Annotated in this window: 20 protein-coding genes; 9 read left to right on the plus strand and 11 right to left on the minus strand. The window is 44.4% G+C overall.

What is annotated here, in order from left to right:
* Nucleotides 1-121: 121 nt before the first annotated feature.
* From phnC to phnE (AC0VYG_RS12405), 4 genes are read left to right on the plus strand one after another with little or no spacing between them, the layout of a single operon-like run.
* A complete protein-coding gene (gene phnC / locus AC0VYG_RS12390; RefSeq protein ID WP_475428311.1) occupies nt 122-892 on the plus strand; it encodes a phosphonate ABC transporter ATP-binding protein in 771 nt (256 codons plus the stop codon).
* Nucleotides 893-930: 38 nt separating this feature from the next.
* On the plus strand, nt 931-1,860 hold the full coding sequence (gene phnD, locus AC0VYG_RS12395; RefSeq protein ID WP_475428312.1) for a phosphonate ABC transporter substrate-binding protein: 930 nt from the start codon (nt 931-933) through the stop codon (nt 1,858-1,860).
* A gap of 54 nt (nt 1,861-1,914) precedes the next feature.
* Nucleotides 1,915-2,784, plus strand: a complete 870-nt coding sequence (gene phnE / locus AC0VYG_RS12400) for a phosphonate ABC transporter, permease protein PhnE (RefSeq protein ID WP_475428313.1) — start codon at nt 1,915-1,917, stop codon at nt 2,782-2,784.
* The gene (phnE, locus tag AC0VYG_RS12405) at nt 2,781-3,689 is read left to right on the plus strand and encodes a phosphonate ABC transporter, permease protein PhnE (protein ID WP_475428314.1); all 909 of its coding nucleotides are present in this window, start codon (nt 2,781-2,783) and stop codon (nt 3,687-3,689) included. Before phnE (AC0VYG_RS12400) ends, phnE (AC0VYG_RS12405) begins: the two co-directional genes overlap by 4 nt.
* A gap of 125 nt (nt 3,690-3,814) precedes the next feature.
* On the opposite strand, the gene AC0VYG_RS12410 is transcribed toward phnE (AC0VYG_RS12405), so the two are convergent.
* Both AC0VYG_RS12410 and rluC read right to left on the minus strand, forming a co-directional pair.
* A complete protein-coding gene (locus AC0VYG_RS12410) occupies nt 3,815-5,281 on the minus strand; it encodes a DASS family sodium-coupled anion symporter (protein ID WP_475428315.1) in 1,467 nt (488 codons plus the stop codon).
* Between the two features lie 202 nt (nt 5,282-5,483).
* Nucleotides 5,484-6,455 (minus strand): 23S rRNA pseudouridine(955/2504/2580) synthase RluC, encoded by a 972-nt coding sequence (rluC, locus tag AC0VYG_RS12415; protein WP_475428316.1) that lies wholly within the window; start codon nt 6,453-6,455, stop codon nt 5,484-5,486.
* Nucleotides 6,456-6,919: 464 nt separating this feature from the next.
* Between rluC and rne the strand changes: the two genes are divergently transcribed.
* Nucleotides 6,920-10,453: a ribonuclease E gene (gene rne, locus AC0VYG_RS12420; RefSeq protein ID WP_475428317.1), complete on the plus strand. Its 3,534-nt coding sequence runs from the start codon at nt 6,920-6,922 to the stop codon at nt 10,451-10,453.
* 175 nt (nt 10,454-10,628) lie between these two features.
* Here the strand turns inward: rne and AC0VYG_RS12425 are convergent, their stop codons facing one another.
* Entirely contained in the window at nt 10,629-11,114 is a 486-nt protein-coding gene (locus AC0VYG_RS12425) for a thioesterase family protein (RefSeq protein ID WP_475428318.1), read from the minus strand.
* A 137-nt stretch (nt 11,115-11,251) separates the two neighbouring features.
* On the opposite strand from AC0VYG_RS12425, the gene AC0VYG_RS12430 reads away from it, so the two are divergent.
* The 4 genes from AC0VYG_RS12430 to choX all read left to right on the plus strand — a co-directional run bounded on the left by AC0VYG_RS12430 (nt 11,252) and on the right by choX (nt 15,231).
* Complete coding sequence (locus AC0VYG_RS12430; protein WP_475428319.1) at nt 11,252-12,208, plus strand: GlxA family transcriptional regulator; 957 nt, start codon at nt 11,252-11,254, stop codon at nt 12,206-12,208.
* A 143-nt stretch (nt 12,209-12,351) separates the two neighbouring features.
* On the plus strand, nt 12,352-13,242 hold the full coding sequence (locus tag AC0VYG_RS12435) for a beta-keto acid cleavage family enzyme (protein WP_475428320.1): 891 nt from the start codon (nt 12,352-12,354) through the stop codon (nt 13,240-13,242).
* Nucleotides 13,243-13,252: 10 nt separating this feature from the next.
* Complete coding sequence (locus AC0VYG_RS12440) at nt 13,253-14,221, plus strand: 3-hydroxyacyl-CoA dehydrogenase NAD-binding domain-containing protein (RefSeq protein ID WP_475428321.1); 969 nt, start codon at nt 13,253-13,255, stop codon at nt 14,219-14,221.
* Between the two features lie 59 nt (nt 14,222-14,280).
* Nucleotides 14,281-15,231: a choline ABC transporter substrate-binding protein gene (gene choX / locus AC0VYG_RS12445; protein ID WP_475428322.1), complete on the plus strand. Its 951-nt coding sequence runs from the start codon at nt 14,281-14,283 to the stop codon at nt 15,229-15,231.
* A 22-nt stretch (nt 15,232-15,253) separates the two neighbouring features.
* Here choX and murI read toward each other — a convergent pair whose 3' ends face one another.
* From murI to AC0VYG_RS12485, 8 genes are read right to left on the minus strand one after another with little or no spacing between them, the layout of a single operon-like run.
* Nucleotides 15,254-16,129, minus strand: a complete 876-nt coding sequence (murI, locus tag AC0VYG_RS12450) for a glutamate racemase (protein WP_475428323.1) — start codon at nt 16,127-16,129, stop codon at nt 15,254-15,256.
* The gene (murB, locus tag AC0VYG_RS12455) at nt 16,126-17,205 is read right to left on the minus strand and encodes a UDP-N-acetylmuramate dehydrogenase (protein WP_475428324.1); all 1,080 of its coding nucleotides are present in this window, start codon (nt 17,203-17,205) and stop codon (nt 16,126-16,128) included. The genes murI and murB overlap by 4 nt, the downstream gene beginning before the upstream one ends.
* A gap of 25 nt (nt 17,206-17,230) precedes the next feature.
* Complete coding sequence (locus AC0VYG_RS12460) at nt 17,231-17,701, minus strand: low molecular weight protein-tyrosine-phosphatase (RefSeq protein WP_475428325.1); 471 nt, start codon at nt 17,699-17,701, stop codon at nt 17,231-17,233.
* Entirely contained in the window at nt 17,698-17,895 is a 198-nt protein-coding gene (locus AC0VYG_RS12465; protein WP_067017837.1) for a Trm112 family protein, read from the minus strand. Before AC0VYG_RS12465 ends, AC0VYG_RS12460 begins: the two co-directional genes overlap by 4 nt.
* Before the next feature lie 8 nt (nt 17,896-17,903).
* Nucleotides 17,904-18,926 (minus strand): tetraacyldisaccharide 4'-kinase, encoded by a 1,023-nt coding sequence (lpxK, locus tag AC0VYG_RS12470; RefSeq protein ID WP_475428326.1) that lies wholly within the window; start codon nt 18,924-18,926, stop codon nt 17,904-17,906.
* Complete coding sequence (locus tag AC0VYG_RS12475; RefSeq protein ID WP_475428327.1) at nt 18,923-19,345, minus strand: ExbD/TolR family protein; 423 nt, start codon at nt 19,343-19,345, stop codon at nt 18,923-18,925. The genes lpxK and AC0VYG_RS12475 overlap by 4 nt, the downstream gene beginning before the upstream one ends.
* Nucleotides 19,342-19,971, minus strand: coding sequence for a MotA/TolQ/ExbB proton channel family protein (locus AC0VYG_RS12480; RefSeq protein ID WP_475428328.1), 630 nt, complete (start codon nt 19,969-19,971; stop codon nt 19,342-19,344). Before AC0VYG_RS12480 ends, AC0VYG_RS12475 begins: the two co-directional genes overlap by 4 nt.
* A gap of 25 nt (nt 19,972-19,996) precedes the next feature.
* Nucleotides 19,997-21,970 (minus strand): ComEC/Rec2 family competence protein, encoded by a 1,974-nt coding sequence (locus tag AC0VYG_RS12485; RefSeq protein WP_475428329.1) that lies wholly within the window; start codon nt 21,968-21,970, stop codon nt 19,997-19,999.
* Nucleotides 21,971-22,009: the final 39 nt, after the last annotated feature.

A 22,009-nucleotide genomic window follows, 5' to 3' on the forward strand; every position in this document is an offset into this window, starting at 1 on the left:
AAAACCCACCCAATTAGTTTATAAAAATATTCTATTTAACCATTATAAAATAATCATTTAATAAAAATGTAAGATAAATATGTTCTATTGGTTTTATTAAAACTCATCGGAACAAAATTATATGCAACCTGAAAAGCTTCTTTCCATTGTCAATTTGGATAAAAGTTATGGAAACCATCATCCTGTTATTAAAGAACTCAGTATGGATTTATACGCAGGTGAGTTGGTGGCCATCATAGGGCGATCTGGCGCGGGAAAATCGACACTTTTGCATATGATTAATGGCACAATCAGCACCACTGCTGGCGACATCATCGCCTTTCCCGATAGCAATACGCCTCAAAAAGCCCACTTACTCAAGGGCAAAGCGCTGCGCCATTGGCGCTCTCAATGCGGCATGATTTTTCAAGATTTTTGTTTGGTTCCTAGATTAGATGTGATCACTAACGTGCTGTTAGGAAGATTAAGCGATACGGGTACGCTGCGCTCTTTATTTAAATTTTTTCCCAAGAAAGATGTGGAACGTGCCATTGAATTATTGGAATGGACAGGACTAATCAACCATGCCTTACAGAGGGCGGAAAACCTATCTGGAGGTCAAAGTCAGCGTGTCGCCATTGCCCGAGCATTGATGCAAACACCGCGTATTTTATTAGCCGATGAACCGGTTGCCTCTTTAGACCCCAAAAACACTCACCGAGTCATGGAAGCCCTACAAGAAATCAGCGCACAAAATATTGCGGTGATGGTCAACCTGCACTCCATCGAACAAGTGAAACAATACTGTTCCCGCGTTGTTGGCATTGCTTCTGGAGAAATTATTTATAACGGCTCGCCAGATGGACTGACCGAGGACATTCAGCAACGGATTTATGCAAACCCGGCCTCTTAGGCACTCATAATACTTATCTCAACGAGGATATTCAGACAATGAAAACCAAACTTATTAGCCTACTTTTAGGCTCGACGATTTTAGCCTACAGTGCCACCGCTTCTGCCGCTGTTCGTGAATTAAACTTAGGCATTTTAGGTGGTCAAAATGCCACTGAGCAAATCGGCGATAATCAATGTGTCAAAGCATTCTTAGATAAAAAATTGAATGTTGATACAAAATTACGTAATTCATCTGATTACTCTGGCATTATTCAAGGACTCATCGGTGGCAAAATCGATGCCGTTATCAATATGTCTCCGTCAGGCTATGCTTCTGTTTATATCAACAATCCTAAAGCGGTTGATATTATTGGTATTACTGCAGATGACAAAGATCAATCTAAAGGTTATCACTCTGTTGTCCTCGTTCGTGCGGATAGCCCTTATCACAAATTGGCAGATTTAAAAGGCCACTCTTTTGGTTTTGCTGACCCAGATTCAACCTCGGGATTTTTGATACCGAACCATGTTTTTAAACAAAAATTTGGTGGCAACAAAGACAACAACTACAACCATTTTTTCAGTTCAACGACTTTTTCTGGCGGTCATGAACAAGATATTTTGGGCGTATTAAATAAACAGTTTGCTGGCGCCGTGACTTGGACATCCATGGTCGGCGATTATAATAAAGGTTACACCGCCGGTGCTTTCAGACGTTTAATGCGTGAAGACCAGCCTGATTTGATGAAAAAAATTCGCATTATCTGGGAATCCCCATTAATTCCAAATGGCCCAGTGATTATCCGTCATGACCTACCTACTAAATTCAAAAAAGAATTAACTCAGGCGCTTTATGATCTCGATAAAAATGACCATAGCTGCTTTGCAAAATCAGCAGGCGGCATGGTTCATATGGTTCCAGCTTCGGTCAAAGATTACCAAAACATAATCGATCTAAAACGTGAGCTTATGCAAGGTAATCGTTAATTCCAGCAGAAACAGCAAAGACCAAACGCAGCCATTAAAAGAGAAACGCGGGATATGCCAAGCCAAACATTTGAATCTTATTATCAACGTATTCGACAACGTCAAAAACGTGAGAGTTTACTTTGGTCTATCGGAATTTTAATCGTCTATTTTTATTCAGGTTATCTATCCGAATTTAGTCTATCAGTCGTTTGGCAAGGCATACCGCATTTTTTTGACTATCTGTCAGATATTCTGCCCACTCTACATTTTCCTGTTTTATTTGCCGATGGTCACACCAAGGGGTCTTTCGCCTATTGGGGGTATCGCTTAAATATTCAGATTCCTCTATTAGGACAAACTATTGCCATTGCCATTGCCGCAACTTTATTTTCAAGTTTAATGGCAACCTTTGCCTCTTTTCCTGCTTCCAATAACACACAAATACATTGGTCACTACGTTATGGCTTACGCTCTATTGCCGCGTTTTGTCGAACAATGCCGGAACTTGCTTGGGCCGTCATGTTTGTCATGGCGTTTGGCGTTGGCCCCATTCCAGGCTTTTTTGCCCTATTTCTTCACAGCTTTGGATGCCAAACAAAATTGTTTTATGAGACCGTGGAAGTTGCCTCTGACAAACCCGTCCGCGGCCTTCGTGCTTTAGGGGCCAGCCGATTAATGCGAATGCGTTATGGACTGTGGCCTCAGGTAGCACCCACCTTTATGTCCTATACCTTTATGCGCCTAGAAACCAATTTTCGTCAATCCACTATTTTGGGTTTAGTTGGCGGCGGGGGTATCGGCCAAGAGCTAATGACGTCAATTAAACTCGACCATTACGATCAGGTCAGCATTGTACTCATACAAATTATTCTCGTTGTCTCATTACTGGATTTTATATCCGGCAAGTTACGTCATCGCCTATTAAAAGAGATGTCAGTATGATAAATCACAGCAATACAATCTCAACATCAGAGCGCTCTAATAATGAGCAGCAATATGCTGCAATCTATGCCAGCCGAAGAAGACATATGGTGATCACCTTCAGTCTGGGTCTGATTATCCTCTTCTATTATATCTTCTTTTTCTATTTCAATGGATTAACACCAGAACAGATGTTTCAAGGGCTTGATAAACTGGGGCAATATTTTGCTCGAATGTTTATTTGGCGCAATGTCAGTCAGTGGCCATTCGGCTACTATTTCACACAAATTGCAGTGACATTAGGCATTGTTTTCGCTGGCACTTTCACAGCAACATTACTCGCCCTGCCTCTCTCTTTTTTAGCCTCTCGTAGGGTGATGAACACGTTTGTTTTAGCCTCTATTTCCGTTGTCATACGACGTCTTTTTGACATTATGAGAGGGATAGACATGGCAATCTGGGGGATGATTTTTATTCGTGCAGTGGGTATGGGGCCCCTGGCTGGTGTCATGGCGATATTTATTCAAGATACCGGGCTACTGGGTAAATTGTATGCTGAAAGCCACGACGCGGTTGATAAGCGCCCCAGTCGAGGATTAAGCGCCTTAGGAGCAAACCACCTACAAAAGCACCGATTTGGTATCTTTACCCAGTCCTTCCCGCAATTTTTAGCCCTAACACTTTATCAAATAGAGTCCAATACCCGTTCGGCCGCGGTTCTTGGTTTCGTGGGTGCTGGAGGAATAGGATTGGTCTACGCGGAAAATATGCGACTTTGGAACTGGGACGTGGTGATGTTTATTACACTGGTTCTCGTCTTATTAGTAATGCTCATGGACAAAGCCTCAGAACTCTTGCGCAAAAAATACATCATCGGCGAGGACATCCCGTTGTTTAATCAGCCAACGCAGCATACAGAAAAATAAAAAGCCTTAACCCCCACACCCAAGCAAGAGTTAAGGCAAAACAGTACAGGAAAAAGCTAGAGCCACTCTTTCTCTATCAGGCGCAAGAGTATTTAGACAACCTCTTCGCGCCACTCAATCCATTATTACCAATAACCAAGCACCTTCCACCACAGGCCGCCCACTACGCCCCAGATCACTAAGTTGATCACGCTCATCAAAAAACCCGCTTTCCACCAGTCCCCCATGCTAACGTAACCAGACCCAAAAATAATTGGCGAGGTTCCCGTTGCGTAGTGTGTCAATGACATCATAATAGAAGAAGCCCCCGCAAGTAGAAGACCAAGATATAATGGTGGCGCCCCTAGCGCTAACCCTGCAGAATAAAAAGCAGCAAACATGGCGGTCACATGAGCCGTTGAACTGGCAAAAAAGTAATGGGAATACAAATAGACACAGACAAGAATCAAAGCAGACGCTTCCCAACCTAGACCAAAACCTGCAATGTTGCCCTCAATGACATGAGAGAACCATTGCACTAAACCTAGCTTGTGTAGATAAGTTGCCATCATGACCAAAGCGGAGAACCAGACAATGGTATCCCAAGCAGATTTCTCTTGGAGCACATCCTCCCAGGTCAAGACACCGGTAACTAACAACACAGAGAGCCCCATGAAAGCCACTGTTGTTGTGTCAACAGAAAAAGCTTCACCAAAAATCATCCCTGGAATGTTTGCCCACAACAGCAGCAACATAGCAAACACACCAACCATGACTTTTTCACCATAAGACATTGACCCCATTTCTGCCAATTTCGCCTTTGCTTGCTGGCTAGCGTCAGGCGTTTCTTTTAACTCTGGCGGGTACAGCGCATAAATAATCAATGGTAAAAGAAGAATGCACACTAAACCAGGCAATAAAGCGGCTAATGCCCATGTTCCCCAAGTAATATTGATCTTCGCCCCCGTTACATCGGCAATCAATTTCACAATCAGCGGATTAGGCGCAGTCGCCGTGATAAACATACCTGACGTAATGGTGTTAGCATTATAACTGACCAAGGATAGATAGTGGCCAATTTTGCGAGAGGTCCCTTGCTCTGGAGAGGAGTTAAAGCCTGCCGCAATGGATTTCATAATGGGGTGAATAATGGCCCCACCTCGGGCGGTATTACTTGGGGTTACTGGGGCGATAACCAAATCGGACAAGGCTAAGGCATAACCGACACCAATGGTTTTTTTGCCAAAAACAGAAATAAAGGCGTAGCCAATACGACGCCCCAACCCTGTTTTGGTTAAACCACGCGAGATAATAACAGCAATCCCAATCAACCAGATCAAAGAGTTAGAGAAACCACTTAGCGCATCTTTAATCGCAATAGATCGATTCGAATTCGTCACACCAGTCAAAGCTACCAGAGCAATCGCCATTATCGCAATCGCACCGATTGGCATCACCTTACCGATAATCGCCGCAATGGTTCCGACAAACAAAGCAAGCAAATGCCACGCATTCGCAGAGACACCTTCTGGCACAGGGATAACAAACCAAATCAGCAGCGTCAGCACTACTGAAATGATTCCAGGTATAATCTTGATACCGCCAACTTTCATCTCAACTCCTCCCAAAATCGATAAGCTCCCACTCCAGAGTGAGACGTCGGCGCGATTTTAGCATGGAGAAATTCAACTGTATGAATTCTGACACTTTAGATACTTATGTAACTAAAATTACTGACTGTTTGGTCAATATGATGCATAAAAATAAAAAAAGGACTGGTATTGACCAATCCTTTCTATTAATTCAAGCTAAACATTAGCCAAACTTTGCTTCGAGCTTTTCATTCATTAAGGTTTGCCATTCTTTATCTAGAGGTGCCTCAAACAACATACGCTCACCATTTAGCATAATGTCTAAGCGTGTTGCATGTAGACACAAGCGTTTAAAGCCCAACGCTTTAGTTTCTTTTAAGCGCTCTGAAGGCGAGTACTTGTCATCACCGACAATGGGATAACCTGCGTGAAGCGTATGCACACGAATTTGATGTGTTCGTCCTGTAACGGGCTCACATTCCACTAAACTATACCCTTCAAATTGTCTGACCAACTTAAAGCGCGTTAAACTCTCTTTGCCATCAGTATGAACTTTAACAATCCGCTCACCAGATTTAAGTTCATTTTTCAGCAACGGCGCATTCACTTGAAGCTTGCGCTTGGGCCAACTTCCATAAACCAGTGCTAAATAGGTTTTCTGCACACCTTCTTTTTCCCGCAGTGCTGTATGCAATTCTTTCAGAACACTGCGTTTTTTAGCGATCATGATCAAACCCGAGGTATCTCGATCCAATCGATGAACAAGCTCAATGAATTTTTCTTGTGGCCGCATCTGACGAATCACTTCCACTAAACCAAAACTGAGGCCACTGCCGCCATGTACGGCTAAGCCGGATGGTTTATTGACAACGATCAACCCCTTATCTTCGTAGACAATGCGCGACTCAATATCATTTTTTAAGCGATCTGGTAATGTGGGTTTCTCTGACTCCGGTGCGACAACAATAGGCGCAATACGAACGATATCGTCATGAACCAATCGATAATCGGGTTTTGTACGTTTTTTGTTAACGCGGATTTCACCCTTTCTAAGTAGGTTGTAAATTTTTCCCTTTGGCACACCTTTTAGTAAGGTAACCAAGAAGTTATCGATTCGTTGACCGGAATGATTGCCATCAATAGTGACATAACGAACCGCTGGACGAGGGGTTGAATTTTGTTCTGAATCCGACATAACCAAAGATTGGTTTCCTTTATAATTGAAGCACTTAGTTTTTACTGCTATATTCACATTCGCAGAGGGTAAGAGGCAACAAAACACCTCGAAGATAAGACGCTGGAAATGAAATATATAGCCGAAGCGACACTTCGGCCCCCTATCTTACCTCTGTAACAGTTAAGCTTAAATAATAAACCGCATGATTCGGATAATTCTGTCTCAGTGGAAGAATTTCTCATTAGTTGCACGGCCGCGCGTTCGCGTCGTTTGGTAAAACGCAAAAAACGAGACTGGTATAGAGACTTTTTGTTATTGATTTGGCGGCGACCGCATAAAAACGTTTTATTTTAATAAACGCACCGCGCACTCCTTTGCTAAATACAACGAAATAGCACCTCAAGACTTGGGTCAGCGCATCTAACTGTGGCTCTCTTTCACTGGACATTTGTTCGCATCAGCTAACAGAGTTCACACATATAATGATTAGAATGTTAATAAATGCAACTCAACAAGAAGAGTTGCGAGTCGCCCTTGTCGATGGACAGCGTCTTTATGATCTTGATATCGAATCTGGTTCACGCGAACAGAAAAAGGCCAATATTTACAAAGGTCGCATCACTCGTATTGAACCCAGTTTAGAAGCCGCATTTGTGGATTACGGCGCGGAACGTCACGGCTTTCTTCCGTTAAAAGAAATATCCAAAACCTATTTTTCTAAAAAATCGAACCACGACGGCCGCATCAATATCAAAGATGTGTTAAGTGAAGGCCAAGAAGTCATCGTACAGGTCGATAAAGAGGAACGAGGTAACAAAGGTGCTGCGCTAACCACGTTTGTTAGCTTGGCTGGCCGTTATTTGGTATTGATGCCAAACAATCCCCGCGCTGGTGGTATTTCCCGTCGCATCGATGGTGATGATCGCTCACAGCTCAAAGAAGCCATGTCAGGTCTTAATACACCAGAAAATGGCGGCTTGATCGTCCGTACGGCCGGTGTTGGCCGCTCAACAGAAGAACTGCAATGGGATTTGGATTATCTAGACACCCTATGGAGCTCCATCACCAAAGCCGCATCGGAAAAACCCGCTCCGTTCTTAATTTATCAAGAAAGTAACATTGTCATTCGTGCGATTCGCGACTATCTTCGTGAAGACATCGGCGAAGTGTTGATCGACGAAAAAAGCGCCTATCAAGATGCCATCAACTTTGTCATGCAAGTCATGCCGCATTTCAAATCGCGCATCAAAATGTACACGGATTCTACCCCACTATTTAACCGTTTCCAGATCGAAACCCAGATCGAAACGGCTTTCCAACGTGAAGTCCGTTTGCCGTCAGGTGGTTCTATCGTTATAGACCCAACAGAAGCCCTTGTGTCTATCGACATTAACTCCGCTCGCGCCACAAAAGGCGGTGACATTGAAGAAACGGCACTACAAACGAACTTAGAAGCCGCTGACGAAATTGCTCGTCAATTACGTCTTCGCGATATTGGCGGCTTAGTGGTTATTGACTTTATCGATATGACCCCGGTTCGCAACCAAAAAGAAGTCGAAAACCGCATGAAAAATGCACTGGAAGCGGATCGTGCCCGTGTCCAGCTTGGCCGTATTTCACGCTTTGGCTTATTAGAAATGTCACGTCAACGTTTGCGTCCTTCCCTAGGTGAGACCAGCGGCATTGTCTGCCCTCGTTGTAATGGTCAAGGCTTCATCCGTGATGTTGAGTCTTTGGCTTTATCAGTACTTCGCCTTATTGAAGAAGAGTGCTCTAAAGAGCGTACGGCTCAGATTCGTGCCGTATTACCTGTCTCTGTGGCAACCTTCTTGCTAAACGAGAAGCGTACTAACATTGCGAAAATTGAGAAGCGTAATAGCGTCCATATTATCTTAGTGCCCAACCCGCACATGGAGACGCCACATTTCGAAGTTGAACGTATTCGTGATGACAGCTCCGTTGTCTCTCAAAATGAAAACAGCTACACCCTAGTTGAAACCCCAGAGCAACCACCTTACGAACCTCGTCAGGTTAAAGAAAGCGCTCGACCACAGGCTGCAGTGACCAGCATTGCCCCTAAATCCCCTGCGCCCGCTCACACTACGGCATCACCCTCTCCGGCCGAACAAAGAACGAAGAGCGTGACAACACAAAAACCAGGCTTACTCAAGCGCATTATAACCGCGTTATTTGGTGAACCAGAGCCTACTCCTGTCGCGAAATCAACAACACCCGCAAGCAAAGCGCAAACCAGCAAGCCTGCTGCCAAAACTGAGCGTAATAACGGTGACCGAAATACTGACCGTGATCGTAATAATGAGCGCCCGGCCAGTAAAAATGCGAACCGTAATAATCGCAACAAACGCAGTAAACATCAAAATGCTGATCGAGATAATGCAGCTGAGTCGAGTAAAGAAAATAGTCGTTCGACTCGTCAATCTCGTCGCGAGCAAGCGGAAGCCAGCGCAAAAGGTAGCCGCAACAACACCAACACGCGCACAAATAACAAACAAGATTCTCAAGAGGCGAAATCTGAAAGGAAAGACACCTCTACTAAGGCACCACGTCAAGAGAAGTTTGTTCCAGAAGTTGTCGAGCGTAAACGCGAGAAAAATGAAAACATCCGTCGTAGCGGCAAGCTCAAAGAGGAAGCCATTGAAGCCGAAAAACTAAAAGAGCAAGAAGATGCTGCTTTAGTCGAAGCCGCTGCTCAAGCAGAAGAAACACGTCGTAATGATGAAGCCAGCAACGAAGATGGTACGCCTCAGCGTCGCTCTCGCCGTTCTCGCCGTTCTCGTAAGCCTGCTAACAGAAATGAGGACAGCAACACAAACGAAGAAAGTGAAGTAGAGCAAGCCACTCAGGCAGAAAGCAAACAGGAAAAAGCACCTGAGGCTCAAGAGCCGGCTCAAACAGAAAAAGCAGCCTCTTTCGATAAAAAAGCATCTGAAGATAATGCTCCTGAAAGCAATACTTCTGACGACACGGTATCTGAAGATAAGGTATCTGAAGAAAAAGCATCAGAAGAAAAAGCGTCTGAAGCAACTCAACCCGTTGAAACCACTGAAGAGATTGCCGATGTACAAGCTCCGCAAACTGCTACCGAGCAAACGAATACGGTGAGCGAAGAGAAAGCTGAGACAGAAGTCAAACAGACCAATGCCGTACCAACAGACGCTGAGGAAAAAGCAGACGTCGCTCCTGAGCAACGCCCTGCCAAACCAAAAATGTCTGCGAAAGCGCAATTAGGCGATGTCCGTGCTACGCCATCTCAACCAGATCAGTCTGAAATGGCAGCCACTGAAAGTACTGAGCAGGCACAGTCATCTGAAGCAGTACAATCAACGGAACCGGCTGAAAAAGCGGAATCCGCTGATATCTCCGAAGAGACCGCTTCTTCTCAAGAACCAGTTGTTGCTGATGAGCCAGTCGCAGCCACACAACAACCGGCTGAAACAGCAGAAGCAGAATCAAGTGAAGCAAAACCGGAATCGTCTGAAGCAGAAGATAGTGATGCTGTAACGACAGACTCTCAGACACCCTCTGCCGAAGCAGAAGAAGTGTCAGTAGAAGAAAGCAAAACGTCTGAGCCTGAACCTGAGGAAGCAAACACTGCCATTGAAGCAACAGAGCAAGTAGAAAGTACTGAAGAGTCCAAAGAGGAAGCGGTATCCAACACGGCAACAGAAGCGCCTACTAAACCAGAAGAGCAGAGCGAGCATGAAGACTCCGCTACCGCTAATGGTTCTGTTCGACGTATTCGTACTCCTCGTCGAGGACGTGGTAAAACAGCTATAGCCAAACCGACTACAGCGCCTAAAGAGCCCGTTGAGCTTCCTGAAGCGATTCTTGCCCAACAGGAAAAGATGAAGCAAGAGCTGGCAGAAAAGCGTCAGAACAGCACATCTTCTCGTCGCAGATCGTCTACTGGTCGAGTCAAAAATGACCCAAGACTTCAAAGGCAAGACACTCAAACAGAAGAAAATACCGCTACAGAGACATCTGAAACGGAATAAGTTTTGAGTCTATAATCATGAAAAAGCCCGCTTAAAGCGGGCTTTTTTGTAATTTGTAAGCCTCCTTATCACTGATTACAATATTTTGGCGCCATTACGATTTTTATTTTCTTTGTTTTTTTCACGGAAGTGATGGAGAAATATTGCCCTTTAGAGAATAAACAATGGCCACCTATTATGACACTTTTCGACGAATTTCAATTTTTGTTCCAATTAGCCCTTGATGTTCCTCAGCATCAAAAACCATCGATAATGCCGCAATCTTATCCAAAATAAAGGCAGTAAATGGAGCAGGTTTATGATTTGTCATATCCATATGCAATAACATGGTTTCCATTGCGGCCAGCAACTGTCCTGTACTGGCATGCTCCATTATTAATAATAAGTGTATTTTCTTCGCGTCATGATCAACAATATGAGGTCTAATCACCAAACCTTCATTTAAGGACACCTCATTAAGATAATGGGTCATACTTTGCAGCGTATAAATGGAGAGTTGATGGGCTGAGCGATAATCCCTATTAAGACCAATTAAATCCATAAAACCGTCTATCCCTTTACTGAACGCAACAACATAGTAGGCGTCATTCATATGATTATTATAATCAATCCATTCTGGTAGAACTTTACCTTCAAAAACAATGGGGGCATTTGTTGCCATTACGCTTTCTTCTTACTTTATTGAAAGGTTAAGCGTTATTCTAATAAACATTACTCACCGCAATTTGATAATATTCGATGATTCATCGCTCATTTTGGCAGGAACGATAGTGCGTAAATTCGATAAAAGGTGGGCTCGTGTTTAATCGCAAAGAAGATAATTTTTCTCAGCACATTCATTTTTTAATTTTACCTAACTTCTCGCTATTTGGTCTAACCTCCATGCTGGCACCACTGCGCCATGCCAATCGTTTATCCAATGAGCCACTTTATACCTGGACACTGGTTTCGGAAGCTTCAGAAATGGTCCCCACCAGTGACAATATAGAAATTCGCAGTCATGCCAGCATCAAGGATATAGATAGATGTGAGTGTTTGATTATCTGTTGCGGCGCGTCACCAAATCTTTATACACAGCGTCATATATTAGGCTTTATTCGTAAGCAAGCGGCATTTGGCGCTTATATTGGCGCACAAGATACAGGGGCCCACTTAATAGCGGCCGCCGGAGCGCTAGATGGTTATAAGAGCACGCTTCATTGGGAGCTTTTGGAAACAACGCCTCCTCTCTTTCCCAATGTTAATTTCGTGCAAGAGCTGTATGTGATCGATCGTAAACGTTTTGCTTGTTCAGGCGCATTGTCCGGCTTGGATATGATGCTGCACATTATCAAAATACAACATGGACACCAACTCTCGTCGAACGTCAGCAATGCATTGATCTATTCGCAACTTCGAGAGCACCACAGTCCACAAAAATTGAGTCCTATCAAGCATTTGGATTGTCGTAATAAACATTTGCTAGGTGCCGTTGCATTAATGGAAAGAAACATTGAAGAGCCTCTTTCCATTGCCGAACTTGCCAACTACGTACAAATCTCCGAACGCGAACTTGAACGTCTGTTTAAACATTACCTAGACACCTCGCCGCTTATTTATTATCGACGCATTCGCTTGAACCTAGCTCGTAGTCTGTTACAGCAAACCAATGACAGTGTGACAAAAATAGCGGAGTCCTGCGGCTTTCAATCACTCTCTCACTTCTCCCGCTGCTACCAAAAAGAATTCCTCAAAAAACCCAGTGATGAACGCTGACAACTGTCGAAATACGTCTATTTATCTTCGGTTTTGTTAAAAATAATTCCTCTCGCCTCGGTATTGTGTTTTTAGCGGTTTGCATTTCTACACGAAAGCTCCGCCAAAAACACTGCCCTAGTTAGCTTGTGTGAGGATCTTATATGAATTCCGAGGTGATTATTACTTGTGCTGTCACGGGAGCTGGCAATACTGCCCACCGCAGTCCATATGTCCCGGTAACCCCCCATGAAATTGCCAATGCTGCAATAGAAGCCTGGAATGCAGGTGCTGCCATTGCTCATATCCATGTTCGCGACCCAGAGACAAAACAGTGCTCTCGTCGTATCGACCTTTATGCTGAAGTCTGCGACATTCTTCGATCATCCAGTTGCGATGTCATTATAAATCTCACTGCTGGAATGGGCGGCGATTTGTTTCTGGGACCTGATGATGCTCCAACCCAGTTTGCCAGCGACACAGATCTTATTGGTGCAAAAGAACGCTTGCGCCACATAGAAGCACTCAAACCTGAAATGTGTACGTTGGACTGTGGCTCTCTTAATTTTGGCGACAACAATCTAGTCTACGTTTCCACCCCAGATATGTTACGTCAAGGTGCGAAGAGCATTCTTGAGCTGGGTATCACCCCCGAACTGGAAATCTTTGATACAGGCAACCTATGGTTTGCTTTGCAAATGGCCAAAGAAGGATTACTACCAGACAATGCCCTCTTCCAGCTTTGCCATGGCATTCCTTGGGGAGCACCACCGGAAATGAGTCTGCTAAAAGCAATGGTTGATATGTTGCCCTCAGGAACACAGTGGACTTCCTTTGCCCTGGGTCGCCAACAAATCCCCTGGGCCGCTCAAGCCATATTATTAGGAGGGCATGTTCGTGTTGGATTGGAAGATAACCTCTATTTACGCAAAGGCGAATTCGCCACTAACGGTCAACTTGTCGACAAAGCAGTGCACTTAGCAGAGCTTCTTGGTACACGAGTCCTTACCCCTTCTGAGGCCCGCGAAAAACTACGTTTACGCGGTATTCAATAAGGAGAACATCATGGCACGAGTAGACCCGAATAAAGTTTCAGTTGTCGGTGTGATTGGTACCGGTGTGATCGGTGGTGCATGGGCCCTACACTTTTTGCGCATGGGAATGGATGTTATTGCCTACGATCCAGGACCGAATGCGAAAGAAAAATTATTAGCCACAATTGAAAACACCTGGCCAACCATGGAAAAACTAGGCTTACGAAATAACGCCAGTAAAAACCGTTTGCACTTTGTTGAAACACTTGAAGAAATGGCAGGACAAGTTCAAGTGATTCAAGAAAGCACACCAGAAGTGCTGGAGCAAAAAAAAGCACTCTTTAAAGCATTAGATGACTTCTTACCCATAGACACGATTGTCATTTCCAGCACCTCTGGATTTAGCATGTCCAGTATGACCACGGAGCTAACCCAAGCTCCAGAACGATTCGTTGTAGGGCACCCCTTCAACCCACCTTATCTTGTGCCCTTTTGTGAAGTATGTGGCGGCGAGCGAACCAGTCAAGCAACAGTGGACTGGACAGCGGATTTCTACGAGCACATTGAGAAAAAAGTGGCCAAGATGAACAAAGAATTACCAGGCTTTATCGGCAATCGCTTACAAGAGGCATTATGGCGTGAAGCCCTGCATATGGTGGCAAATGGTGAATGTAGCGTAGAAGATATAGACAAATCCATCGCCTATGGCCCAGGGCTACGCTGGGCCATTATGGGACACTGCCTGACGTATCACTTGGGTGGAGGTCAAGGTGGCATGGCTCACCTTTTGGATCATTTCGAAGAATCTCTCAAAGAACCCTGGACCCGCCTTGAAGCCCCTGAGTTAACTCAGAAACTAAAAGAGGACATGATTCAAGGTTGCTTAAATCAAGCGGACGGGGCCAGCATAAATGACCTGATAAAAGAACGAGATGAATGCCTCATCCGCATTATGCAAACACTTGATGAATACAAAAAAGAACATGGAATTATGCGCTGATATAAAAAGTAATAATAAAAACCAAGAGACTCCGGTCGAAGATTACGAGGAGAGGAACAATGAAAAAGCACTATAAACACTGGTTAAAAATCGCAGGAGGCACAACATTGTTGGCTGCAAGCTTGGTCGCATCGGCGGCTGAGCCAGAGCAATGCAAAACGGTGACCTTTGCTGATCCTGGCTGGTCAGATATCGGTGCAACCAATGCCATTACAACAACACTACTAAAAGCATTAGGCTACAAAACTCATATTATGTTGCTGGGCGTTCCTATTGTTTTTGAGAGTTTGAAAACAGGTAAAATCGATGTTTTTCAGGGTAACTGGATGCCCGTTCAAGCACATTATATTAAAAAATACGCAGACGATATCAATGTGATTCGCACTAACTTAACGGGAATCAAGTTTACCCTTGCGGTACCAAAATATGTCTACGATGATGGAGTGAAAGACTTTAACGACCTACATAAATTCAGCAAAAAATTCCATCACCGCATTTATGGTATTGAAGCTGGCTCCGCCGTCAACCAAACCCTTCAAAACATGATCCATAATAAAGATTATGACCTTGGAGACTGGCAATTAGTGGCATCCAGTGAGCAAGGTATGCTTTCTCAAGTTGCCCGATCCGTAAAACGCCACAAATTTATTGTCTTTATTGCTTGGGAACCACACCCCATGAATATAAGATTTCATCTGAAATACTTAAGTGGCGGCGACAAGTATTTTGGCCCTAACTATGGTGGCAATACAACCGTCCAGACCATCACACGTAAAGGTTACACTAAGGAGTGTGGCAATGTTGGCAAACTTCTACACAACTTGAAATTCAGTGTGAAGATGGAAAATGAAATTATGCTAGCCGAAAAAGATGAGGGCAAAAAAGCAAAAACCGCCGCAACAGAATGGATAAAAGCCCATCCTGACGTGTTGAAAAAATGGTTGGATGGGGTAAAGACCTATAACGGTCAACCCGCTTTAAGCCAAGTAAAATCAAAATTAGGAATTTAAGAAAAAGCGTAAATTTCTCTAGTCATTCAACAAGCGGTTGACTCTCCACGACACTTGTTGAATGACTAGACTTCCCCATGGAGGAAAAGCCAGGAGCAATGGACGTGCTACGAACATCTAGCGTTGCTGTTTGATCTTCCACCCAGCAGCGTAAAGATTGCGCTTTGGCGATGTCTTTTGTGCTAATCAGCTCAATGCTGCCTCTATGCTCCGACGCTGCCAATCCTTGCACCTCTAATGGATAAGTTTCTTGGAGACGGCGATATAATTGGGCTGTCACACCTTCACTTGGCTCAATGATTTCGCAGTTTTCACCAAGATACTGAATAAAGATTTGCTTTACCAAAGGGTAATGGGTACAAGCTAAAACCAGTGTATCTACTTCTGCCTCCAACATATGCTGACAAAGCTCTTTGACCAACTTATCAACCACGACTTCGGAAGCGGGCCACTGATCAATTTCAAAGGCTAGCGTGGGGCTCGACATAATTTGTACCTTACTATCTGACCGCCACAATTCGATTAATTCTTTTAAACGATGACTTTGTGCTGTTAATGGCGTTGCTAATACCGCAACATGACGCTTTTTGCTGACTCGAAAAGCGGGCTTCACGGCAGGCTCGACACCAATAACGGGCAACTGAGTATGAGCACGCAACGTATCAATAGCGGCAACGGTGGCTGTATTACAGGCTACAACGATGGCATAAACACCTTGCTGCTCAAAGAACTCTCCGATTGCAATCAAACGAGATTGAATTTGCTCTGGGCTTTTTTCTCCATACGGCGCAAAGGCAGAGTCCGCAAAATAGAGTAAATCCAAAGCCGGTATTTTTTTTCGAATAACATTGAGAATGGTCAAACCACCTGCACCAGAATCTAATACGCCAATTTTCACTGAATACCACCCTCAACAATGCTTGCCATGGCATCTACCGCTGGCAATTTAACAGGCTCCCGCTCCAAGAACACACCATATTTATCCAATACCGACTGTTTGATTTTAGACTCAAGCTCTAACAATGCATCCGCTTTATGTTCTGAGTAATTCACTAATACTAAAGCCTGCTTATCGTAGACACCTACTCCCTTGTGAATAACCCCTTTCCAGCCAGCTTGATCGATTAACCACCCCGCCGCTAATTTAAATGCCTCACCAAAAGGAAAAGACACCAAGTTCGGAAAGCGACTTTTTAACTGCTCATGTTGCTCAGGACTAACAATAGGGTTTTTGAAAAAGCTGCCTGCGTTAGCAAGCTTGGCGGGATCCGGCAATTTACTTTGACGCACTAAACAAACCGCATCAAACACTTTCGCGAGCGTTACTTCACCTTGGATTTGCTGCTTAAGACCGCCATAGTTGAGAGAATAAGATGGCAAACAGTGCAATTGCATTTCAACAGCGGTAATGATGTATCGCCCTTGCCAACGCCCTTTAAAATGACTATCTCGATAAGCAAAACCGCAAGACTCCGCCGACAACCACTCAAGCGCTTCAGACATAACATCTAAGACCTGGACACGCGTCAACACATCTTTAACTTCAACCCCATAAGCACCGATATTCTGTACAGGCGCTGCACCCACTGTACCAGGAATAAGTGCTAAATTCTCAATACCATACCACTGATGCTCAACCGCATAAGCCACTAGCTGATGCCAGTTTTCCCCCGATGCTACTTGCAAAAAAACACTATCCCCTGATGCTTTAACCGTTTTCCCCATTAAACGGTTAACCAAGACAAGCCCAAGCACCTCATCGCTAATCAGTAAGTTACTACCACCACCAATCACGGTCACAGGAATATCGACATGCTTTGCCCAGCGTAATGCCTCAGCCAAACGGTCAAGGCTGTCGATCTCGGCAAAATATTGTGATTTATGCTCAAAACGGAAGGTATTATAGGGGGCTAAAGAGACATTTTCCTGAATAAACGGCGGTTGTAAAAAGGTTTCAAGGGAATCGTCAGTCATGACATTACAGCCTTGTTAATTGAAGTTAGGAGCGAGCAACAAGGTGCTCAATAAAAGATTGAGACATGAGTTGCAAACGCTCTCGCATTTTCACAAAACCATCCTCTTTACCATAATAGGGATCACCAACCTCACCAAAAGAGACGCCCTCAGCAAACTCACCGAACATAACCAATTTTGCATGACTGTTATCAGGTTGCATTTGACGTAAATAGTTAAGGTTGTCTTTGTCCATCGCGAGAATCCAATCAAAATAATCGAAATCCTCTAATACGATTCTTCTGGCTTTTTGAGTGGCGATATTAACCCCAATATCAGCCAACGCTTTAACAGAGCGCGGATCCGGACGGTCACCAACGTGGTATGCTCCCGTCCCAGCCGAATCGACCTCAAGGTCAACACCATACTCAGCCGCACAAGACTCTAAAATGCCTTGAGCAGCGGGTGAACGGCATATATTCCCCAAACAAACGGTTAATATTCTGATGCGTTTCATTTTGAAGAGCTGGATTCCAAACGTTCATCAGTCGTCAATGTACGCGCCTCTGATTCAAGCAATACAGGGATATCGTCACGAATCGGATAAGCCATCCCACCCACTTTACTAATCAGCTCTGAGCCGTCTTTGCTCAATGTGAGCGGTGTTTTGGTCACAGGACAGACCAAGATATCCAATAGCACTTTATTCATGGTGTTTCTCATTGTTGAATGTTATTTAATTTTTGAAGCAATTGCGCTTTCAACTCAGCAGGCAATGCCAACTTAACAGGCAAAAACCACAAGTCATTATTGACCAGAGATAATGTTTTACATTTTACCGCATCTTTTTCCGTCATGACGACAGGGCCCAACTTTGGTATATCGTCAGCTTGATAGCCATAATGATCGTTAAACCAATGCACACTGTCTATTTTATCCAACCCCAACGACGCTAAGGTTGATAAAAATCGCTCCGGATTACCAATTCCGGCCATCACATGCCAAGCCTTGCCCCCCTTAACGAACGCTTCATCAAAAGACAGAGACCGGGAGCCATCCAAGGATAACAAGCAATCACTTTGTAAGGCAGCAGGCATCACCGGAAATGGCAAGTTATTTAATTGAGTCGTCAATCGATCTGTTATGCTAACAATGAAGTCTACACTCGCCAAGCGCTCGACAGGCTCCCTTAACGGCCCCACAGGTAATAGATAACCGTTGCCAATGCCACGCTTGGCATCAATCATCGCAATTTCGATGTTTCGATTCAACGCATAATGCTGCATACCATCATCACTGATGACAACATCTACGTCAAACCGCTCTAGCAAACATTTAACCGCTTGCGCACGTTTAGGGTAAACCACCATAGGACATTGGGTACGGCGAGCCAACATAACGGGCTCATCGCCGACATCTTGCGCTAAGCTTGACTCAACCACACTGGTTGGCACAGACAATTTGGCACCGTGGCCACGGGACACAATACCAGGCTTAAAGCCCTCGCCCCTTAACCATTCACATAAAGCCACCACCATGGGAGACTTACCGGTTCCACCCGTACTGATATTCCCCACGACAATAACGGGAACGGGAGCCGTGTAAGACAAAGCAGGATTCGCTAAGAAGGCCGCTCGCTTTTTCTCCACAATGCGTCGAGCAAGAGGCATCAGAGGTAAAAAAAGCTGTGTCCATTTTGCCTCACCATACCAAGAGCGAGTCAATAACGATTCTACACTCACTTAGCCGGCTCTTTTTGTGTTGTGTGGGCAATCTTCGTGATACCCAGCTGAGAGGCCGCGTCATAAATTCTTAGCACCATCTCATAAGGCGCCTTAGCGTCCGCCGTGATTATTAAGGGTCGGGAGTAATCGCCATGAGCGACCTCTTTGATGCCCTGCACTAATGTATTGATTTTCTCATTAATCAGTGTTCGCCCATTAATCACATATTGACCATCTGCGGTCACCACAATATCAACATCTTTACTGTTATCGTATGCAGGGGCGCCTGCTTCAGAAGAGGGCAAATCAATCGTCAGCTCAGAACGATGATTAAAGGTGGTACTGATAACAAAAAACAGCAGCAACAGAAAAACCACATCAATCAAAGGCGTTAAATTGATTTGCACGTCATCTAATTTTTGACGGCGAAATTTCACTGTTTAGCTCCTGATTTCGGTTCTCTTTCACCATGAAGTGCATCCACAAGCTTAGTCGAATTCTGCTCCATTGAAACAACCAACACATCGATTTGACGACTGAAATAACGATGAAAAATCAGTGCAGGGATTGCCACACCAAGCCCCCCTGCTGTGGTTAACAATGCCTCAGAAATACCGCCAGCAAGCAGAGACATATTACCCGCACCCTGCTCCATCAAAACGGAAAAGACTTTAATCATACCAACCACGGTACCAAGCAAACCAAGAAGCGGCGCGACGGCCACAATGGTCCCCAAAAAGTTCATAAACCGTTCAAGTTCATGTATGACATGACTGGCTGCCTCTTGCATGCTTTCTTTCATGGCAACACGACCATGCTTTGAATTAAGCAGACCCGCAGCAAAAATAGAGCCTAACCCTTTTTGTGCTTGCATAGAACGAATAAATTCGACGTTCATCTTATCTTCGCGAAGACGCGTCATCACCTCTAACAGTAAATTCTGAGGGGTAACTTGTGACTTACGTAACGTCCAAAAACGCTCAAGAATAATCGCAAGCGCTAAAATAGAACAGGCCAATAAAGGCCACATAAAAAAGCCACCAGTTTGAATAAAGGTTAACACTGCGCACTCCCTTCTAAATTTCTTGTTAATTTAACACAAACGCTAACGTTTCAACACGCTTGCAAGTGTCAGATTTAAAGAGAAAAAAAGCAAAAGAACAAGCCTGATGCCAGACATAAATATGCTGATTCACATTGCGAAACTGTAACCTCTCATCAATTGGTACAACAATCCATTTCACTTGCAATGCAGAGAGGCGTTTCGACATCGTCTTAGAAGGGGCTTTCTTAAGTAACACCCAGTCAATGTGATTTTTCATAAGACTGTTTGCTGACAAGGTTTTCTTATACGCATTAGGTAACAATATTCTGGGAGTCGCTTTGGAATCCCCAAGCCACTGATTAATTAACTGACTAGAGACATTGTCATGCCAATGATCGGACATCAATAACTCCCCTCCGCGCTTAGCCACCAGATAGCTTCCTACGTGCCATACCGTTAACGATGGCGTTCCAGCAAAGAAACCACGTGGCAATAAGAGTACGCCCCAAATAGCCACCACCCCAAACCAGCCGCGTTTTAGCGGTGTTTGCCATACCCAAAAAGCCAGTATACCCAACAGTAAAATTTTCAATAGATCAGAGAAAATCAACTCATATGATAGTAGCGGCCAGTGGAACGCCACAGCCTCAAGACCATGAATAACAGGTTCTAATAATGAATCAAGCAAAGCATAGCAATAGCTACTGTTGAATAAACAACATACCAAACAGGCGATGATCGCTCCCGGGAACCAAATAAATGCAGCGAATGGAATCATGACGACATTGATAAGGATGGTGGCGACAGAAATATCAGATTGCCAGCCGAGAATGAGCACCGAAGACGCCGTAGAAAACATGATTTGCATGAGCAGCAGTCGCGACCATTTTCTCTCACCTTGGACAAAACCAATCAACAAACACACCAAACTAAACGATAACCACAACCCTGGCTCCAGCACACTTCTTGAATCAATGAGCAGGATCAACCACAACGCGAAACCAACTGTTTTATAAGGGGACAAACGAACCACGGAGGCTCTGGTTAACAAATACAGACTTAACATAATCCCCGCTCGCACCACAGGTGCCCCCCAATTGGTTAAATATGCATAGATAAACAACAAGGGAATAACCAGCAACGCATCCAATCGCCAAGCAGTCACCTTACCGGACAGCAAGAGCGACTCAGGCATCAATCGCCATGCCGCACGACTTAGTAAACGCCCAAAGCCATAGACAAAACCCGTATGTAAGCCTGATACCACAAATAAGTGGGCCAAGCCCAATACTCGAACAAGCCATTTGTCTCGCTCACTCCAGTCATCACTGTTTCCTAATAACAGAGCTTTCGTGAAGCGCCAACTTGCAAAGTCAGCAAAGCGCTTATCGAGAAAAGCATTAATCTCTTGTCTTAATGAAACCCCTTCAGTAACCAAACGGCTACTGCGCTTATTCGCTTGACCTGCCTGATAGTGAAACCAATGAACGTCATCTAGTGAAAGACGAACCACTTGGTGATCAATATAAAGCTGCCGCTCAATCCACCCACCTTGCTTATCCGGTAATATGGAGCCGACAACTTTCCCAACCAATATTGGCACTACCTTTTGCCCCTCTCCCTGTTCACTAAATGGCGTCTCTCCACGAGAAGATGGTATGGCTTTTATTGACACATTCGTAACACGTTGGCGTTCTCCATCTGGCATGGTGAGAACAAGGGTAGCCTTTGCTTTACCAAAAATAGGCTGAGTCGGTAATGGGTCGGTATAAAGGATTTTCTCTTTAAGATTGACATAAACAAGCTGCTCAGTATTGGGGCGCCAGCTCGGATTCGATGAATAAAACCCATTGATCACGACAGAAGTAAAGGAAATTAACACTAAAATAAGGGATAAAAAGCGACGATAGCGGATTAAATAGAGACACAAGATAATGATATGAGTAGAATACAGCCACGAATATTCACGCGGCACCACAATGGCGCCAATCAAAATTGACATAATACTTAGTAACATCAGACCTCCGTGTCTTACGTTGCTAACTTGACATTGACA

Source organism: Marinomonas sp. 63XJN7_7_ISO-PGPR-S23-202 (assembly GCF_056173505.1).

Excerpts from the sequence above, each read along its gene's own strand:
- phnC (WP_475428311.1), top strand. The coding sequence starts at position 122 with ATGCAACCTGAAAAGCTTCTTTCCATTGTCAATTTGGATAAAAGTTAT.
- phnD (WP_475428312.1), top strand. The coding sequence starts at position 931 with ATGAAAACCAAACTTATTAGCCTACTTTTAGGCTCGACGATTTTAGCC.
- phnE (WP_475428313.1), top strand. The coding sequence starts at position 1,915 with ATGCCAAGCCAAACATTTGAATCTTATTATCAACGTATTCGACAACGT.
- phnE (WP_475428314.1), top strand. The coding sequence starts at position 2,781 with ATGATAAATCACAGCAATACAATCTCAACATCAGAGCGCTCTAATAAT.
- AC0VYG_RS12410 (WP_475428315.1), bottom strand. The coding sequence starts at position 5,281 with ATGAAAGTTGGCGGTATCAAGATTATACCTGGAATCATTTCAGTAGTG.
- rluC (WP_475428316.1), bottom strand. The coding sequence starts at position 6,455 with ATGTCGGATTCAGAACAAAATTCAACCCCTCGTCCAGCGGTTCGTTAT.
- rne (WP_475428317.1), top strand. The coding sequence starts at position 6,920 with ATGATTAGAATGTTAATAAATGCAACTCAACAAGAAGAGTTGCGAGTC.
- AC0VYG_RS12425 (WP_475428318.1), bottom strand. The coding sequence starts at position 11,114 with ATGGCAACAAATGCCCCCATTGTTTTTGAAGGTAAAGTTCTACCAGAA.
- AC0VYG_RS12435 (WP_475428320.1), top strand. The coding sequence starts at position 12,352 with ATGAATTCCGAGGTGATTATTACTTGTGCTGTCACGGGAGCTGGCAAT.
- AC0VYG_RS12440 (WP_475428321.1), top strand. The coding sequence starts at position 13,253 with ATGGCACGAGTAGACCCGAATAAAGTTTCAGTTGTCGGTGTGATTGGT.
- choX (WP_475428322.1), top strand. The coding sequence starts at position 14,281 with ATGAAAAAGCACTATAAACACTGGTTAAAAATCGCAGGAGGCACAACA.
- murB (WP_475428324.1), bottom strand. The coding sequence starts at position 17,205 with ATGACTGACGATTCCCTTGAAACCTTTTTACAACCGCCGTTTATTCAG.
- AC0VYG_RS12460 (WP_475428325.1), bottom strand. The coding sequence starts at position 17,701 with ATGAAACGCATCAGAATATTAACCGTTTGTTTGGGGAATATATGCCGT.
- AC0VYG_RS12465 (WP_067017837.1), bottom strand. The coding sequence starts at position 17,895 with ATGAATAAAGTGCTATTGGATATCTTGGTCTGTCCTGTGACCAAAACA.
- AC0VYG_RS12485 (WP_475428329.1), bottom strand. The coding sequence starts at position 21,970 with ATGTTACTAAGTATTATGTCAATTTTGATTGGCGCCATTGTGGTGCCG.